Origin of the sequence: Tengunoibacter tsumagoiensis, from assembly GCF_003967535.1 — a bacterium.
GTDB lineage: Bacteria > Chloroflexota > Ktedonobacteria > Ktedonobacterales > Ktedonobacteraceae > Tengunoibacter > Tengunoibacter tsumagoiensis.
The window spans coordinates 4,856,628-4,872,622 of sequence record NZ_BIFR01000001.1; the positions used below are offsets into that span (position 1 = coordinate 4,856,628).

Annotated in this window: 14 protein-coding genes; 6 read left to right on the forward strand and 8 right to left on the reverse strand. The window is 48.9% G+C overall.

Features of this window, described 5'->3' with window-relative positions; translation table 11 throughout:
- Positions 1-9: 9 nt before the first annotated feature.
- A complete protein-coding gene (locus EL628_RS19010; protein ID WP_126581486.1) occupies positions 10-591 on the reverse strand; it encodes a PadR family transcriptional regulator in 582 nt (193 codons plus the stop codon).
- A gap of 282 nt (positions 592-873) precedes the next feature.
- Between EL628_RS19010 and EL628_RS19015 the strand changes: the two genes are divergently transcribed.
- From EL628_RS19015 to EL628_RS19025, 3 genes are all read left to right on the forward strand, one after another.
- Positions 874-1,947, forward strand: coding sequence for a serine/threonine protein kinase (locus EL628_RS19015; protein ID WP_126581988.1), 1,074 nt, complete (start codon positions 874-876; stop codon positions 1,945-1,947).
- Positions 1,948-2,136: 189 nt separating this feature from the next.
- Entirely contained in the window at positions 2,137-2,421 is a 285-nt protein-coding gene (locus EL628_RS19020) for a DUF427 domain-containing protein (RefSeq protein WP_126581487.1), read from the forward strand.
- A 222-nt stretch (positions 2,422-2,643) separates the two neighbouring features.
- Entirely contained in the window at positions 2,644-4,209 is a 1,566-nt protein-coding gene (locus EL628_RS19025) for an MDR family MFS transporter (protein ID WP_126581488.1), read from the forward strand.
- A 114-nt stretch (positions 4,210-4,323) separates the two neighbouring features.
- Here the strand turns inward: EL628_RS19025 and EL628_RS29905 are convergent, their stop codons facing one another.
- Positions 4,324-4,482, reverse strand: a complete 159-nt coding sequence (locus tag EL628_RS29905; RefSeq protein WP_161975608.1) for a hypothetical protein — start codon at positions 4,480-4,482, stop codon at positions 4,324-4,326.
- Positions 4,483-4,949: 467 nt separating this feature from the next.
- Complete coding sequence (locus EL628_RS19030) at positions 4,950-6,530, reverse strand: phytoene desaturase family protein (RefSeq protein WP_218028948.1); 1,581 nt, start codon at positions 6,528-6,530, stop codon at positions 4,950-4,952.
- Between the two features lie 77 nt (positions 6,531-6,607).
- Here EL628_RS19030 and EL628_RS19035 point away from each other — a divergent pair, with 77 nt between their 5' ends.
- The gene (locus EL628_RS19035) at positions 6,608-7,360 is read left to right on the forward strand and encodes a lysophospholipid acyltransferase family protein (protein WP_126581490.1); all 753 of its coding nucleotides are present in this window, start codon (positions 6,608-6,610) and stop codon (positions 7,358-7,360) included.
- Between the two features lie 32 nt (positions 7,361-7,392).
- On the forward strand, positions 7,393-8,598 hold the full coding sequence (locus EL628_RS19040; protein ID WP_126581491.1) for a glycosyltransferase family 2 protein: 1,206 nt from the start codon (positions 7,393-7,395) through the stop codon (positions 8,596-8,598).
- Here EL628_RS19040 and EL628_RS19045 read toward each other — a convergent pair.
- The 3 genes from EL628_RS19045 to EL628_RS19055 form a co-directional block, all read right to left on the reverse strand.
- Positions 8,589-9,452 (reverse strand): carotenoid biosynthesis protein, encoded by an 864-nt coding sequence (locus EL628_RS19045; protein WP_126581492.1) that lies wholly within the window; start codon positions 9,450-9,452, stop codon positions 8,589-8,591. The genes EL628_RS19040 and EL628_RS19045 overlap by 10 nt on opposite strands.
- 12 nt (positions 9,453-9,464) lie before the next feature.
- Positions 9,465-10,688 carry a TolB family protein gene (locus tag EL628_RS19050; RefSeq protein WP_126581493.1) on the reverse strand — a complete coding sequence of 408 codons (1,224 nt, stop codon included), beginning with the start codon at positions 10,686-10,688 and terminating at the stop codon, positions 9,465-9,467.
- Positions 10,689-10,834: 146 nt separating this feature from the next.
- Positions 10,835-11,635 carry an alpha/beta hydrolase gene (locus EL628_RS19055; RefSeq protein ID WP_126581494.1) on the reverse strand — a complete coding sequence of 267 codons (801 nt, stop codon included), beginning with the start codon at positions 11,633-11,635 and terminating at the stop codon, positions 10,835-10,837.
- 408 nt (positions 11,636-12,043) lie between these two features.
- Here EL628_RS19055 and EL628_RS19060 point away from each other — a divergent pair, with 408 nt between their 5' ends.
- Complete coding sequence (locus tag EL628_RS19060) at positions 12,044-13,186, forward strand: cystathionine gamma-synthase (RefSeq protein ID WP_126581495.1); 1,143 nt, start codon at positions 12,044-12,046, stop codon at positions 13,184-13,186.
- Positions 13,187-13,239: 53 nt separating this feature from the next.
- Here EL628_RS19060 and EL628_RS19065 read toward each other — a convergent pair whose 3' ends face one another.
- Together EL628_RS19065 and EL628_RS19070 are read right to left on the reverse strand one after the other, a co-directional pair.
- Entirely contained in the window at positions 13,240-13,713 is a 474-nt protein-coding gene (locus EL628_RS19065; protein WP_126581496.1) for a GNAT family N-acetyltransferase, read from the reverse strand.
- Between the two features lie 259 nt (positions 13,714-13,972).
- Positions 13,973-15,946, reverse strand: coding sequence for an ADP-ribosylglycohydrolase family protein (locus EL628_RS19070; protein ID WP_161975609.1), 1,974 nt, complete (start codon positions 15,944-15,946; stop codon positions 13,973-13,975).
- Positions 15,947-15,995: the final 49 nt, after the last annotated feature.

A 15,995-nucleotide genomic window follows, 5' to 3' on the forward strand; every position in this document is an offset into this window, starting at 1 on the left:
AAGATGTGTTTATTGATGCGAATGAAGAAACATAGCATAGGTAGTAGGAAGCTGACGAAGCGTCTTTTCCAGCCAGTTTATTTCAGCCTCCAGCAATGCCAATTTATGACCATAGACCAGTTGATGAGCGATATCTGTCCCCTGGCAGCCCTCTGTCTGCTGCAAGAGATCTGTCTTCTGGTTGAGAAGGTTTTCCAGGCGCTCGCGTAAGAGCGTTTCAGCCTCCTCTGGCGTCAGATGATTGAGAAAATAAATACAGGCCTCCAGTTCACTAAAACCTGGAGCATAGGTGCTTAACATTGAACGCAAAAGCGTATAAAAATAGCTACGGCCCTCTGCTGTTATATAGTACATGTCGCGCTCACGCAACGTAACATCTTCATGGGCTGCACCTGGACCTGGTGCCTCAACTGCTTCTCGCCGCAAGTCTAAGTAACCATCCGCAACCAGCTTCTCTAACTGGTAATAGATGGTTGGCTTTTTGATGTGATTGGCAAAAAGCTCGTGGTGCGTCTCTATGACCTCTCGTATCTGCTGACCATACATTGGCCGCGCAAGCAACAGACCCAGAAGCATTAGCTGCTTATACATGTCTTCTTTACGCTTTCGTTGAGTCAAGTCTGACTTAATTATACTGAACAACTGTACGCTCGTCAAGGATGCGTTTCTCGATACAGGGCAGGACCTTAAATTTTTACAAAAAAATAGTTGTGCTCTTTCAAAGGCATCATTTTGTGAAAAAAGGCATAGTATTTTTAGAACAGGTCGTGTATTATTGAAATATTACGATGTTCTTGTTTGAAATAGTGACAGGTTCATGCGCAATCTCTTCTCGCGTATACGATGTTCTTGTAAGGAGGCACACGTCGTTCTATGGGTACTCCATCTCAGTTCTTCTGTACACAATGTGGAGCTGCTCACCCGCTTCATGCCAGGTTCTGTCGCTTCTGCGGAGCCCCTCTCTCCTCGCAGATGAGCCTTACACAACATCACACACAAGAGCCTCTATCTGGACCCGGATCGCTGCTTAAAAAGCGCTATCTGATCCTGTCTCAGCTCGGAGTTGGCGGCTATGGAGAAGTCTATAAAGCCCTCGATCAAGACTTTGGTAATCGAGCCGTCGCAGTTAAAGAGCTTACCCAGCGCGGCCTGAGCTCGCAAGAGATTCAACAGGCAAGTGAAGACTTTAAACGTGAAGCATTTCTGCTCGCTTCTCTGACGCATCCTAATCTGCCCAGTATCTATGACCACTTTACTGAGCATGGTCGCTGGTATCTGGTGATGAGTTTTATCGAAGGAGAGACGTTAGAGAGCTATCTTCAACGCTCGAGAATGGGACGTTTACCTATTGAAAAGGCGATCGATATCGGCATTCAACTGGCCTCGGTCTTAAGCTATCTTCATACCCGCAAGCCTCCTGTGATTTTTCGCGATCTCAAACCTTCTAATATTATGCGCATTCCTGATGGGCAGCTGTATCTGATCGATTTTGGCATTGCACGCCATTTTAAACAGGGCAAGCTCAAGGATACAATGGCGCTGGGCTCGCCTGGCTATGCCGCTCCAGAACAATATGGCCGCGCTCAAACAACTCCTCAGACAGATGTCTATAGTCTGGGCGCTGTGCTCCATCATCTCCTGAGTGGTCAGGACCCTACCCTCAATCCGTTTCAGCATGCTCCTTTAGAACTTCCTGGCTACCCTGCTCTCAATACTCTTATTCAATGTATGCTGGAAAAAGATGCCAAGAAACGACCATCTAGCATGGCAAATATCAAACGCGAGCTGCAACGCATGCTCATGGGCCGCTCACATGGCCCTCTTCCTCCCCCGAACTCATCACAATCGCTGCTGCCTCTTCTCGCTGCTCCCCCACAACATCCTGGCCGCTCGTTCCTGGGACGATGGTCGCGTTCTCAAAAAAAAATAATTGATTTCAACCTCTAATTGCGGGTGAAAATTATCCTTTCCTGCTCTCATGAGCATCTCTATAGTATCCTTTCCTGCTCTCATGAGCATCTCTATTACGTAAATTTATGGGCTCATCTTCTTGAACTGGATGGCACATCATCTACGCGAGGCGTGACAAGAAAAACGAACCCACCACTTCTTACTCAATAAAAGGAGCAAATGTCTATGCCAAAAGCTGTCTGGAATGGCGCAACTCTCGCCGAAAGCGATCAGTGTATTGTGATTGAGGGCAATCAATATTTCCCTGCCGACTCAGTACATAAAGAATACTTTACTGAGAGCAACACCCACACGACCTGTCCCTGGAAAGGGCTGGCGAGCTACTATACGGTGAAGGTGGATGGGAAAGAAAATGCCGACGCTGCCTGGTACTATCCAGAGCCCAAGGATGCTGCCAAAGAGATTAAAGGGTATGTTGCCTTCTGGCGTGGTGTGAAGGTCGAAGCCTGATTCTCTCTCCGTTAGCTTCAGTAGTGCGTCAGTAAAAAACCTGTTATTCCTGCCCATCGTAGATGCAAACCCTACCCCAAACATGAGGTAGGGTTTGCATCTACGATGGGCAGGAATAAAATCCTCTCCACCAGATGTTCTCTAACATGCAGGATATGAGGAATAATGGTGGTGGCGATAAAAGGGATGTTCCTGCACTGCACAGAACAAAGGATATATGCCATGACCAGACAGGCAAAAATTTTGGTGACGATTGCCCTGATGTTGGGGATGACGCTGGCAGCACTCGACACCACGATTGTGGGCACAGCTATGCCCAGTATTGTTGGAAAGTTGGGAGGGATCACACTCTATTCATGGGTCTTTTCAGCTTATCTGCTCACTTCCACAGTTACGGTCCCCATTTATGGAAAATTAGCTGATCTTTATGGTCGCAAACCACTCTTTCTCTTTGGCTCGGCTCTCTTCTTACTAGGCTCGATTGCTTCAGGAGCTGCTCAATCAATGGAACAGCTGATTATCTTTCGAGCGATCCAGGGACTGGGGGCAGGGGCAGTTCAACCTATAGTGCTCACAATTATTGGCGATATCTTTGTCTTACAAGAACGCGCCCGTGTTCAGGGTCTTTTCAGTGGCGTCTGGGGGCTCTCGAGCATTATTGGGCCCGCCCTGGGTGGTCTCATCGTTGATCATTTCTCCTGGCGCTGGGTCTTCTTTATTAATATTCCTTTTGGAGTCGTCTCAGCTCTGCTACTTATTATTGCGCTAAAAGAACAGGTTGAACGCAAAAAACATCATCTTGATTACCCTGGAACATTTTTACTCTCTGCTGGTATTATTGCGCTTCTCTTTGCTTTCTTACAGGGAGGCACAAGCTGGGCCTGGAGCTCCTGGCAAAGCATTGGCCTTTTTGCACTGGCGATAGCTGGTATCGTTCTCTTTATTCTTCAGGAGCGCCGCGCCGCAGAACCCATCCTTCCTCTATCTCTGTTCTCTAATCGCATCATTGTCATTGCGAGCATTGGTGGATTGGTACTTGGCGTTATTATGTTTGGTATTACCTCCTATGTCCCTCTCTTCATGCAGGGTGTGAAAGGCGGGAGTGCCACTGATGCTGGTCTGATCCTTGGTCCTTTATTGCTGGCCTGGCCGATCAGTGCGGCGCTAAGTGGGAAGGTTGTCTTGCGCTATGGCTATCGCTTTACGTCGCTGTTAGGAAGTATCCTGACGGTCATTGGTATGGTGATGGTGCTTTTCTTTCATCCACAAACAACCCTCGCTTTTGTGATGGTCTCGATGGTGCTCATTGGCTCTGGTCTGGGCTTCTCCAGTTCGGCCTATATTCTCTCAGTGCAGAATGCTGTGCCCTGGAACCTGCGTGGAGTCGCTACGGCGTCAACTCAGTTCTTTCGAACGATTGGCGGTACAATTGGTGTGGCAATTATGGGTTCAATCCTCAATGCTCAGATGGCCCAACGCTTTGCCCCCATCTTTGCCCACTATACTACTGATGCCGCACGTCTACCAACGAATGTAGCACCTGCTAATGTCTTGCTAACTCCTGAGGTGCGCAATTCCTTGCCACTGGATTTCCTTCAGCAATTACAAGGTGCATTGTCTCAGGGCCTGTTCTGGGTCTACTTGCTTCTGATGATTTCGGCTATCATTGGTCTGATCGCTATGTTCTGGCTACCAGGTGGTCGCGCCGATCAATATGCGTATAAAGCCGAAACCACTGAGGAGGCACCCGAAGAGCTGATGAATAGCTCTCTGGCTCATATGGGCTGACATGTATTGGTAAGGCTAAGAGCTTGTGTTCAACCGAACAGAGAGGTAGGGTCTATCTCTCTTTCGGTTGAACACAAGCTCTATACATAAGATTCCATGTCTACCCATCCAGAGTTATGCCGAAAGCCATACCTTCACAACTCCAGGTCCTGTCTCTCCTCCAATCGATGCCGCGATCATTTTTCCATCAGGCGACCAGCCCAGCGATGTGATATAAGTGCCGCTGTTATAGCAATCCCCTACATCTTTTGTGCTTATTTGATCGTCTGCCATCTATAATCCCATGTAGAGAAAAAATGTTGCAGGTGCTCAGTATATGCAACCATTTATTGCCCAATGTGTGGGCACAAGAGATGGTGATATGAACAGGATTGTATCGAGGGTAATCATAGATTTAAGCGGTTAAAGTTCATTTTTCTGCTATAATGCTAGAAGAATAAATGAAGATCACTTTAGATTGAGGGGTTTCAGAATGGCAAGAAAAAGCAAAAGAAGAGAGAAAAAAAGGCGTACGAGACAAAAGACGAACCATCTCGCCTCTCCTAAAATCAGGCCTGATCTGATTCCTCCTACGTTCCCGGCGGAACACCTGGGAGCGCCAGTTTCTGGTGCGAGCTGGATCGGCCAAAAATTGGCCTCTCTTTTTCGCAGACCAAAAAGAAGATAAGCCTTGAGGATTTCCTCTCAACGTATCTTCTTTCTGGTCTACAAAAGATATGCCAGCAGCTTTCTATGCCAGCTCAATGCTGGGCCAGATCTTCCTCGATTAACCCGGCTACGATCTTTCCAGAGAGCATGACGAGGGGAACACCTCCGCCTGGATGAGTGCTTCCACCAACAAAATACAGTTTCTTAATCGTTTTAGAACGATTGCCCGGTCGAGTAAAAGGGGCCATGCGATCATTGGAAGAGAGACCATAGATGGAGCCAGCATTGGCTCCATAGCGCTGCTGCAAATCTGCTGGCGTGATCATACTCTCGCAGATAATATGCTCGCGCAGATCGCTGAGCCCTCCCTCTGGATAGGTAGTTAGCAGATCCAGAATCCGTTCGCGATAAGCAGGCGCTTCCTGTTCCCAGTTGCTCTTCTCGGTTAAATACGGAGCATTGACCAGGACAAAGAGGTTCTCACAGCCCTCTGGAGCCTGGGTTGGATCGGTTCGGGTCGTGGCACAGACATACATGGTGGGGGTACGTTGTGGTATCTTCCGCTCAAACAGGTCCTCGAATTCTGCTTTATAGTTGTCTGAAAAGAAGATATTATGATGAGCCAGGTGAGGATACTGCTTGTCAGTTCCCAATAACAGGACAAATCCTGAGCAGGAGGGCTCTAACTGTTCCAGATGACGCACATAGCGCTCGGTACGAACGGCTGGTGAAAGCAGTTCACGATGGGTTGTCACAACATCGCTGTTGGCGACAACCAGATCGCTCCGTATGACGCTCCCATCGGCCAGGACGGCTCCTCGCGCCTCTCCATGCTCAACCAGAATACGGCTCACTGCGCAATTGGTCTCAATCCCTACTCCTAGCTCACCCGCTAAACGCTTCAACGCTCGCGCCAACTCATACATTCCTCCACGGGGATACCAGCCTCCATCAGCCATTTCAACGTAGGGGATGATACTATAGACTGAAGCAACCTGATAGGGGGATGATCCGTTGTAGGTGGCATAGCGATCAAAAAGTTGGCGCAGATGTCTGTCCTGAAAGAAGCCACGCACACACTGATCTAATGTCGTTGGCGAGAGCGCAGCCATCACTGCTCTCAGACGTTCCCAGATGCTGGTCTCATGACCATTCTGCCCGGTTGATGGCTCTACTGGATGCCCTTGCTGCACATAGCGAATAAACGTCTGCAAGACATCCAGCGGGTTGCCCAGACTATGGTAGAGGAATGGATCGGCTGCAGCGTCAAAAATCATTCTGGAATAGCTGATAAATTTTTCTAATGCCTCTCCATCCTGAGGATTTACCTGCGCAAACTCTTTAATCAGTTGCTCTGTATCCCGCCAGGCGTTCAGAATCAGACCATCTGGATAGAAATAACGGCAGGTTAGATCGAGTGGGACCAGATCTAAATACTCTTCCAATCGACGATTAGCCGCTTGAAACAGCTCGCGAAAGACCGCTGGCATGGTGATAAGAGAAGGGCCCGTATCAAAGCTAAAGCCGTCCATCTCAATGAGATTGAGCTTCCCTCCAACACGCGGCTGACGCTCAAAGATGCTCACTCGATGACCCTGCAAGGCAAGACGAATGGCGGTCGTCAGGCCACCAATACCAGCCCCGACGATGAGAATATGTTTTGTAGCAGACACAGTGTTACCTCTCTTATAATACATTCTAAGTGAAGATGTTATCACAAAATACGGATGGGTAAAGGAATGACATTTGTATGATTACTGCCGCTAAATTTCCCCCAGGCTCATGGCTTGTCTGGCGCTTAATTCATAGCTCACTCAGCAAACATTTCGATCGTGTCTATTTTCGCATGGAGCATGAATTGACGCCAGAGCATCTGCAACGCCCTATGATTATCTGTGCCAATCACTTTAGCTGGTGGGATGGCTATGTAGCCGCTCTCCTGCAAAAACAGCTCAAATTGGATGGCTATCTTATGATGGAAGAGGCTCAACTAAAACGCTATTTTTTCTTTCGTTGGATTGGCTGTTTCTCGGTCGATCGCGAACATCCACGAGCAGCTATGCAATCTCTGCATTATGCCGCGAGACTGTTTGCAGAAAAACCCTCCCGTATGGTCTGGATCTTTCCTCAAGGCGTTATTCGACCAAATGACGCCCGCCCGCTGACGTTCTTTACCGGAGCGGCTCATCTCAGTCGTCTCGCAGCCCCGGCCTATCTCTATCCCTTAGCCAGCCGCATCGAATATATGGCCGAACAACGTCCTAATCTCTTTATTAGTATGGGCTCGCCTCTCTTGATTACAAAAGAAAGCAGTGCACAACCCGAGTTTCTGAAGCAGACGACTCATCAACTGGAAACGCTGGTAACTGCCGAACTCGATCGATTGCGAGCTGATATACTAAGCGGAGAATTGACCAACTTTACCCAATTGATGCATGGCCGAGCATCAGCAAATCGTATCTTTGACCTGTTTCTGTTGCGCAAACAGATGAAACGTCTGTAAATTATCTCTCATATTTGTCTATAGGATCTATTATGGAACTGACCTGGCTTTTTCTCACAGGCAGCATCTTTGCAATCTTAAGCTGCCTCCTGCTTATCCTTCTCATCAACCTTTTCACGTTTCACCGCCTCAAACCTCTCTCTCTCATTTCTTTAAAGACTATAGGAATGATGGACGGGAGGGTGGATGATCTTCCTCTGGTCTCTGTGCTCGTTCCAGCACGCAATGAGGAACTGGGTATTGAGCCCTGTGTGCGCTCTCTGCTGGCTCAAACATATCCCAATCTCGAAATTCTGGTCCTCGATGATCAGAGCGATGATCGCACTCCACAGATTGTTCAACGGTTGATCGCTGAGCTCCCCCCTGGCCAGCAAGGACGGCTGCGGCTCCTGGCAGGTGCTCCCCTCCCCAGTGGATGGATCGGAAAGAATTTTGCCTGCCATCAATTGGCTCAGCAGGCTCGTGGTAGCTATCTCTTATTTACTGATGCGGATACATTTCATCAACCAGCTCTCGTTACCGCTGTCATTGAGCGAATGAAGCGGGAAAACGTTCAGCTTTTAACGGCTCTTCCAGAACAGATTATGCTCAGTCCTGGCGAACGGCTGATTGTTCCACTGGTCACTTTTACGATGCTCTCGCTCTTACCTGTTCCTCTGGTGCGCTTACGGCCTGAGCCCAGTCTCTCAACTGGAGTTGGACAGTTGCTCTGTTTTGAACGCAAAAGCTATGAGACCAGCGGGGGACATGCCGCTGTTAAGGGACTCATTCTGGAAGATGTGCTCCTGGCTCGAACGCTAAAGGCCGCCGGGTTTCACATGACATTTGTAGATGCCTTCGATCTGGTGCAATGCCGCATGTATCGTTCCTTTACTGAGGTCTGGAACGGTTTCTCCAAAAATCTATTTGCCTTCTATAACTACACGCTGCCAGTTGCGTTCATTGCAATACTACTCACAACGCTGCTGTATATTGTCCCTGTTATGATTGTACTGGCAGCCCTCTTTATCAAGCTGCCAGCAGTGATTGTGGGGCTCTCGCTAAGCTCGTATCTGCTGGCAACGCTGATGCATATTCTGTTAACACTGCGCTTTGTGCGCACCGGGAAGCTCACCATGCTCTTGCTTACGCTATGCCACCCACTCTCTATTTTTCTGGAGAATTTGATCTTGCTCAACTCCATTCGCTGGCGCTACCGCAAGTCTGGAACGCACTGGAAAGGTCGTTCCTATTCGTGAAGCTTCTTTGTAACAATCTCAGAACTCTGCTGATTGAAGAGGTACCACAGCAGGAGTACACCTGCCAGGGCCGCCATTCCAGCCGCCCCAAAGAAACCATGGGTGAGGTTGACCAGCCCAAACATGATCAGGCTCCCCACAAAGATCACACGGGAGACAAACAAGGCGAGGCGCTCCGATCCCATCTTTCTACTAAAGATGGGATCTTCATCCTGTACTGCTGCAACTGGCAGGCTCCCCAATAATCTATCGGCCAACACCAGAAAAAGGAGGGCGACCACAAACCAGGCGATAAAGTTTGTCAGAGGAACGCCATAATAGGAGTAGCGTCCGGCATCAGCCCAGACCCAATAATGCACGACATAGGTAGCCACGGGCTCTATAGCCAGATCTAATAGCATCGCCAATAGAGCCGCCTGAAGCGCTCGTTGCCAGCCTCGCCGACCAGACCCTTGTCTCTGCTGCTGTGTCGTCACAACCCAGCTATAGCCACCAAAGATGACTAAGATCCAGGCAAACATCACTGGCAGAGGAACTCCTCCCGGTAAAAGCGGCACAAGTTGATGGGTATAATGATAGATACCAAACGGCCAACCTGTCAGGACTCCCAGAGCCTCCACACCATAGGAGAGCAGAACGACCAATCCACCCATTAAGAGCGCGCGAAGAGGTCCATACAGAACAATGGCAGCCAGGATCAGCATTCCTCCCTCGAGGAAGAGAAGGGCACTACCAGCCCAGGTCATTGAAAAAGGCGGATTGACATCAAAGGCGACGCCAATTACGGCAATCGGGTAGGCAATACAGAAAATGACACATAGAAAAAGGAGCACGATACGCCAAAATACTTGCATGAATTATCTTACCTATCTCTTCTTTCCAACACCAATGATCTTCACATAAGCTCCTGGACTGACAATCTGAGTCAATGCCCCCTGTTGGAGATCGAATGCGTAGAGCGCATTGTCAGCATAGAATAAGAGAGTATGCTCATCCAGCCAGCCTCCTAGCTCCACATAGCGAGAGGTCGATGTGGCCACAAGCCCCGGTCCATGCCCTCGCCCGGCCGTAGACTTTGTTACAGCATTCTGTTCAACCTGTTCTATATAGAGTGCACTATGGCGCGTAAATGGGTCATGTGAATCGCTCGAAAATTCTACATAGGCAAGCTGTTTGCCATCAGGTGAAAAGAATGGGCTTGTCACCCAGTGATAGACCGCACTGTTAGACAAGTTCCCCTGCTCCGCTAGAAAGGTCTGTGCATTCTGGCTCTGAAGAGGTGTTCCATTTAGAGAAGAGAACGTTAAACTATTGGCATAACTAAACGAACTCATATCTCCAGGAGCACTGCGATCAGTAGGCAGGGGCACAAAACCTTCATAACTGGATGATAACAGAAGATTCTGAGCCTGCACATAGGCCAGAGGCCCTTGCTGAGGCGCATCCTGCAAGATCTGATATGGCTGAGTAGACTGCGTCAGATCAAGCGCCCATAACCCATACTGAACCAGGCGGTGGTCGCTCCGATCATTCGTTAAAAGAAGAATGCTATTAGCCTGCCCCGCTGAACTGTTGGCATAGGAGAAGGCCCGAAAACAAGGGCATTGTGACGCTACCTGCTGGTAGATACGCTTTCCCTGGGTCAGGGGGCCAGCATAGACCTCAATCTTTCCACTGCGTCCGATGGGGGCGCTACTCCAGGCCAATTGCGTACCATCTGAACTGGTTACCAGCGAGGTCAGTACATCTCCATCTGCAATCGAGGCCAGTTGCTGCCTCTGGCCAGTTCCTGGATCAAACAGCCAGATGCCTGTTCCACCATACACTAATCGACCATCAGGCAGGAGTAGGGGCGGAGTTGAACGGTTATAACGATAGCCAGGAGTATCCAGAATACGTGGAGCTCCACCAGCCGTTGGAACACTAAAGATAAAGCTAGTCCCTGCATAAAATAATTCTTGATCAGCTGGTAGTACTAACTTTTGCAACGTTTTCCCACCTAAGGCCTGAAGCGATGGCAAGGCAACCGTTGCGCGTACCTTTGTCAGTCCAGCAAGATTGCTCACAAAGAGGCTTGTAAAGATAATCAAGAGCAAGCTCACTAAACTCAAAAAAAAGATCAGGCTTATAAAAGGAGTACGCTGAGAAGGGCGAGATAATGTTGGCGAAGGAGAGAGAGTAGACCCCTTTTCCAATACAGTACGTTCTTGCTGTGTCAAAGTCTCATCCAATTTCACTAATACAATTTTTTTACTTGCTCGCTATTGTTATCAGTCAGTACGTTTGCCTGCAACCGTATGATATGGCGCAATAGAAAGGTCAGCGTTCGTGAAAAAACCTCTTCACGATCGTGGTCCTTGACGATCATATGATAGGAGCGATCCAGCGTCACAAGATGTTTATCCTGCGATCCAATCATGCGATAAATAGCACGTCCATCGCTGGCTGGCACAACATGATCATGCAAAGCGGTCATAATCAAAATAGGTGCTGTAACGAGTGGGAGTTCAGCTCGCAGCATTGGCAGATATTGTAGCATACTTTCCACAGGGGCCATAGGTGTCCAGCGATAGACATCGCGTGAATGCCGCTTCCGAGCCTCTGGATCACGAATATCCTCACGAATAGTTGGTACCATCGGAATAAAGCGCCTGGTCAGCCGAATCGCTGTCAACATCCCTGGATACATATGCACAGGTGCACACATGGTGATCAGGCCTGCAATCTGTTCGCTGGCCGCCAGATGAAGGCAGAGGGCCCCACCCAATGAATGCCCAATCAGAAAGACATGGTCGCAGATCTCCTGAAGCTGGTGTAGTTCATCGCGCACTGCCTGGGCCCACTCACCCCAGCCAATTGCCAGCATATCATTTACATGCGTGCCATGACCAGGGAGCAGAACTAACCGTGTATAAAGGCCATTTAATGATAAGAAGGCAGCCAGTTCGTCCATATCACGTAGACTACCATTAAGACCATGCACCAGTAGAACGCCTACAGGCTCCTTCTGCTGCCTCTGATCCGATCGCTCATCCATAGCTTCACGACTTCGGCGGCAGGAGTATCCGTCCCTTCAGGGATAGGAGGAATGCCGCCCCCTCCTTTCGATTAAACAGGCCGATGCCCTTTGAATCATGTTCAATTATTAAAACGCTTGACCTAAAGGTCAGGTTGCACTTTCTTTCCCTCTCTTCCTTAACATCTGGCTTGCTCTCTCCCCAAAAAGGCTATCAAAGGTCCCATAGCTGCCAACAGGAATATCCTGCTGCTCTACATTGTATTCTTTTGTGAAAGATATATACTGTAAACAAGCAGCCAGGCATTATTTCTCATGCTGGCAAAAGAGCTAATTCTTTCATCCAGGTTGTTTTTCAGCAGATGAAATGTTATAGTCGTGAGCAGTTCTATTGATTTTTAGGAACCATTAAAAAACGGAGCATGTTCGATGAAGTTTTCAACGAAGGCTATCCACGCGGGGCAGGAGCCTGATCCCTCTACGGGAGCAATTATGACCCCTATCTATCAGACCTCAACATATGCCCAGAGCGGGATGGGAGAGCACAAAGGTTATGAATATGCACGCACAGGCAATCCCACCCGTACTGCTCTAGAAGATTGTATGGCTGCCCTTGAGAATGGTCGCTATGGGCTGGCTTTTGCCTCTGGTCTGGCAGCCGAACAGACTGTCTTAAGCCTGCTGAGCACTGGCGATCACCTGGTGGCCTGCGACGATCTTTATGGTGGCACGTATCGCATCTTTGAACGCATCCTCAGCCGTTATCAGATTCAGACCAGTTATGCGACCGCAGGCTCCATTGAAGAGTATGAGAAGGCTATTCGCCCCAATACGAAGCTCATCTGGCTGGAGACTCCTACCAATCCGTTGCTCCGTTTAGTGGATATCAAGGCTGTTGCTGAAGTGGCCCATCGTCATAATCTCCTGCTTGTCGTTGATAATACCTTCTCCAGTCCTTACTTTCAGCAACCTCTGGACCTGGGAGCAGATATTGTCTTGCATAGCACGACCAAGTATATCAATGGACATAGCGACGTGATCGGTGGCTCAATCGTCACCAGCAATAAAGAGGTCTATGATGCGCTAAAGTTCCACCAGAATGCCGCCGGAGCAGTTCCAGGTCCGATGGATGTCTGGCTAACGCTTCGTGGCATCAAGACATTGGGGATACGCATGCGTCAACATGCAGAGAATGCTCGCATCGTGGCTAATTTCTTGTCCGAGCACCCACGCGTTGAGAAGGTCTATTATCCCGGTCTCGCCTCCCATCCAGATCATGAATTGGCCAGACGTCAGATGAGCGGATTTGGTGGGATGGTCTCGTTTCAGTTCAAAGGCACAATTGCGGATGTGGATCGTACAGTACGCCGCCTGAAAATCTTTACCTTTGCCGAAAGCCTTGGAGGGGTTGAATCTCTGGCCTGCCATCCTGCCAGTATGACCCATGGCTCGATCCCTCGTGAAATTCGTGAGGCGCGTGGACTGACTGATACTCTGCTCCGCCTCTCCGTTGGCATTGAGGATGCTGAAGATCTGATCGCCGATCTGGATCAAGCTCTGCAAGAGCCTTAGAGATCTTTATCTTCTAGAAGCCAGGGATAAAAATGCATCCCTGGCTCGCGCCCTTAAGAGATCTGCTTTGACATCTGAATGTTTGTCTCTGCATACCCTAATTTCTGGTAGAGCGCTCGAGCACCCTGGTTATGCCCAAACACATGCAATCCAATTTCATGGAGCCCTAAAGCACGTACCTTCTCCTCTAACAATATAAAGGCCTGCTCTCCATAGCCTCTCCGACGAAACTCTGGCTGGATACGCACATCATACACAAAGGCCCTCTTTTTCTCTCCTTGCCTCATTACACCAAACCAGATCAGCCCCACTTTCTGTCCAATGCTGTCGTCTTCAATAGAAAATATATATTGGTCGGGGCTCTCTAATCTCTGCGGAAACAACTCTTGATATTGCTGACGAGCCTGTGTCTGTGCAGCTTCAGCCGATCGATGCCCACTTTTCGCAATCTCTTCTCCATATTCCTTGACGGCATACGATAAATAGTGTTCAAATTCAGGTTCAGTGAAAGGGGTCAAATACACCATTCTCTCATTATCCTTGTGCAATATTCTTTTATATAAGAAAAATACTCTATACGAAAACACATTGATAGAAATGTGTAATACATATTTCTATCAATGTAATCATACACAGTAAACCTATTATTGTCTATCCCATACTTGTGAAGAAAGCTGGCTGCAATCCTTTACAAAGAGATCTCCAATGAGGCCCACAGATGCATAGTTGTTTGCATCCGTGAGCCTCATTGGAGATCTGAGTCTCAATGTCACTTATAAAAACATGCTATCTTTTATTATTCTGCTCCCAGGGCACTTGTGTGCGACCTACTCGATAAAGGCCCGCATACAGGTGATCGGCTTGACAGAGGATAATATACCCCTCAAACTGCCTGGCCTCAGCGTTTCGCACAAATTTGAAGAAGATCTCATTCCAACCTGCACGCAAGTCGACTTTAGTATAGGTCTCCTGATTCCCATTATAATTTGGCCGTACCAGAGGATAGCGGAACGAGCTCAGCGCTAACTGATTATTGACCCAGAACTTTGTAGGGCAATTCGCTGGAGCGCCCAGCCAGACCTGCTGCTCAGCATCTGGATTCCAGAAAAAGGTACGGACATAGAGCACTCCACTCTGACTAAAATGCTCTTTTAGCGTGAGCTCATTCTCAAGCGTATAGAGATCGCTCCACGTTCCAGGCCGCCCTTGTTCAAGCAATAGAGCCGCATCGGACGTGATCTGTTCAGGAGCAAACACTTCATCAAATAGCTCCTGATCCGAGCGCCCATCGGCAGGAATACATTCCGACACAAAATATCGGCTGGCTCCAATGAGGACAATTGGCGTCGCAGGGACCGCAGGGCGTCCCTCGAGCACAACGTCAAGATACAACCGATTTGTATTCTCAACCAGCCTGGCTTCAGGAACTTTTACCAGCAGATCAACGGCCACAGTGGAATGCGCCTGAATGATGGCAGCCTCTGTCTGCCTGGATAGCTCCCAACCCGATGGCGTGAACAACCGATAGTGCAGTTGCAATGGCTCAGGATGAACGTTGGTCAGAACGATTCGCAGCGCTTTCTCTTCCTCGGGCTCGACTGCTGGAGTATTCACATAATCGACACTCACGGTGAGGCCTGGATACTCATAGTCGATCTGAGTGCTCTTCGCCGTCCAAAGCGCTTGAATACTCTCGTCTGCATACAGTGTAGCAGGATCAATTTCAAGTATTGATTCCCCATTCAAAATTCCATGGGCGGTCAGAACGCGTTTTGCTTGCACAATAACGCGATCCGTGAGATCAACCAGATTTGCAGGCACCGGATTGACTCCATCTGAAGCATGAAAGAGCCCACCCCACGATTCATTGGTCGAGATATCCTGTCCCAGCGGCTCCGTCCACTTCTGCGGCAAGCGGCCCTGTCCCTCTATAATCCCCAGGTAGCTCCCCAGCGTTGCGCCAGTACAATCAGTATCGTAGCCACAGTTCACAGCTTTACAGATGGCATCACCAAAATCTTCACCATACAGCCAACCAATAACCTGGAAGCCCATATTGATCGGAGAATACTGAGCATTAAAGTGAGGGGTAGCCTCCAGCACCCGCTTTCGTGCAGCCTGCCAGGTAAGCCCTTCCCGATGAGCCTGACGTGCAGCCAGGATAGCTTTCGCGGTCTGACTTGTGGGAGGAACATACGAAAGCCCAATATCAAGCAACTGTTCAGGATCAGAGATCACAAACGCGGCGGACTCAATCGCTACATTAAACAGCTCTCCATAAATACTCTCGCCGCCTGCATGGTCCACAATGGCATCTTCATAGGCATATTTTGCGGCAATCCGAGGCTGACCTGGAGCGATACAGGCCCAGATCTCCGAGCGAATAGGGCAGCCCATACTATCCTTAAACCAATTATTATAGCCACCAGAGACTGGAGGGAGGAGCCCCAGGCGCAGATTTGTCTTATTCAGACCATATTCATCCCAGTTATAACCAATATGATCCAGCCAATACTGCACAAGGTCAGATGCCTTGAGTCGAGGCCCCACCTCTTCCAGAGCCTTCAGCCAGATCAATTGCATCTCTAAATCATCGTTAGGGATGCCTCCCTCTTTCAGTTCAGGATACCACCAGACATCGAAAGGCTCGGGCTCTCCATATCCCCTCTCCAACGGCGCTCCTAGCGTGCCACCGCAGTTCTTTCCCAACCAGCAACCATACACTTTATCTCGAAAGGCCTGACTATTGAGATCAATCATGGACATACCTCCTCTGAACATAGAAAAGAGTATTGAAAACTTTTACTGA

What these genes read in the sequence shown, in the direction of transcription:
- EL628_RS19010 (WP_126581486.1), bottom strand. Translation starts at nt 591, where the DNA reads ATGTATAAGCAGCTAATGCTTCTGGGTCTGTTGCTTGCGCGGCCAATG.
- EL628_RS19015 (WP_126581988.1), top strand. Translation starts at nt 874, where the DNA reads ATGGGTACTCCATCTCAGTTCTTCTGTACACAATGTGGAGCTGCTCAC.
- EL628_RS19020 (WP_126581487.1), top strand. Translation starts at nt 2,137, where the DNA reads ATGCCAAAAGCTGTCTGGAATGGCGCAACTCTCGCCGAAAGCGATCAG.
- EL628_RS19025 (WP_126581488.1), top strand. Translation starts at nt 2,644, where the DNA reads ATGACCAGACAGGCAAAAATTTTGGTGACGATTGCCCTGATGTTGGGG.
- EL628_RS29905 (WP_161975608.1), bottom strand. Translation starts at nt 4,482, where the DNA reads ATGGCAGACGATCAAATAAGCACAAAAGATGTAGGGGATTGCTATAAC.
- EL628_RS19035 (WP_126581490.1), top strand. Translation starts at nt 6,608, where the DNA reads ATGATTACTGCCGCTAAATTTCCCCCAGGCTCATGGCTTGTCTGGCGC.
- EL628_RS19040 (WP_126581491.1), top strand. Translation starts at nt 7,393, where the DNA reads ATGGAACTGACCTGGCTTTTTCTCACAGGCAGCATCTTTGCAATCTTA.
- EL628_RS19045 (WP_126581492.1), bottom strand. Translation starts at nt 9,452, where the DNA reads ATGCAAGTATTTTGGCGTATCGTGCTCCTTTTTCTATGTGTCATTTTC.
- EL628_RS19055 (WP_126581494.1), bottom strand. Translation starts at nt 11,635, where the DNA reads ATGGATGAGCGATCGGATCAGAGGCAGCAGAAGGAGCCTGTAGGCGTT.
- EL628_RS19060 (WP_126581495.1), top strand. Translation starts at nt 12,044, where the DNA reads ATGAAGTTTTCAACGAAGGCTATCCACGCGGGGCAGGAGCCTGATCCC.
- EL628_RS19065 (WP_126581496.1), bottom strand. Translation starts at nt 13,713, where the DNA reads ATGGTGTATTTGACCCCTTTCACTGAACCTGAATTTGAACACTATTTA.
- EL628_RS19070 (WP_161975609.1), bottom strand. Translation starts at nt 15,946, where the DNA reads ATGATTGATCTCAATAGTCAGGCCTTTCGAGATAAAGTGTATGGTTGC.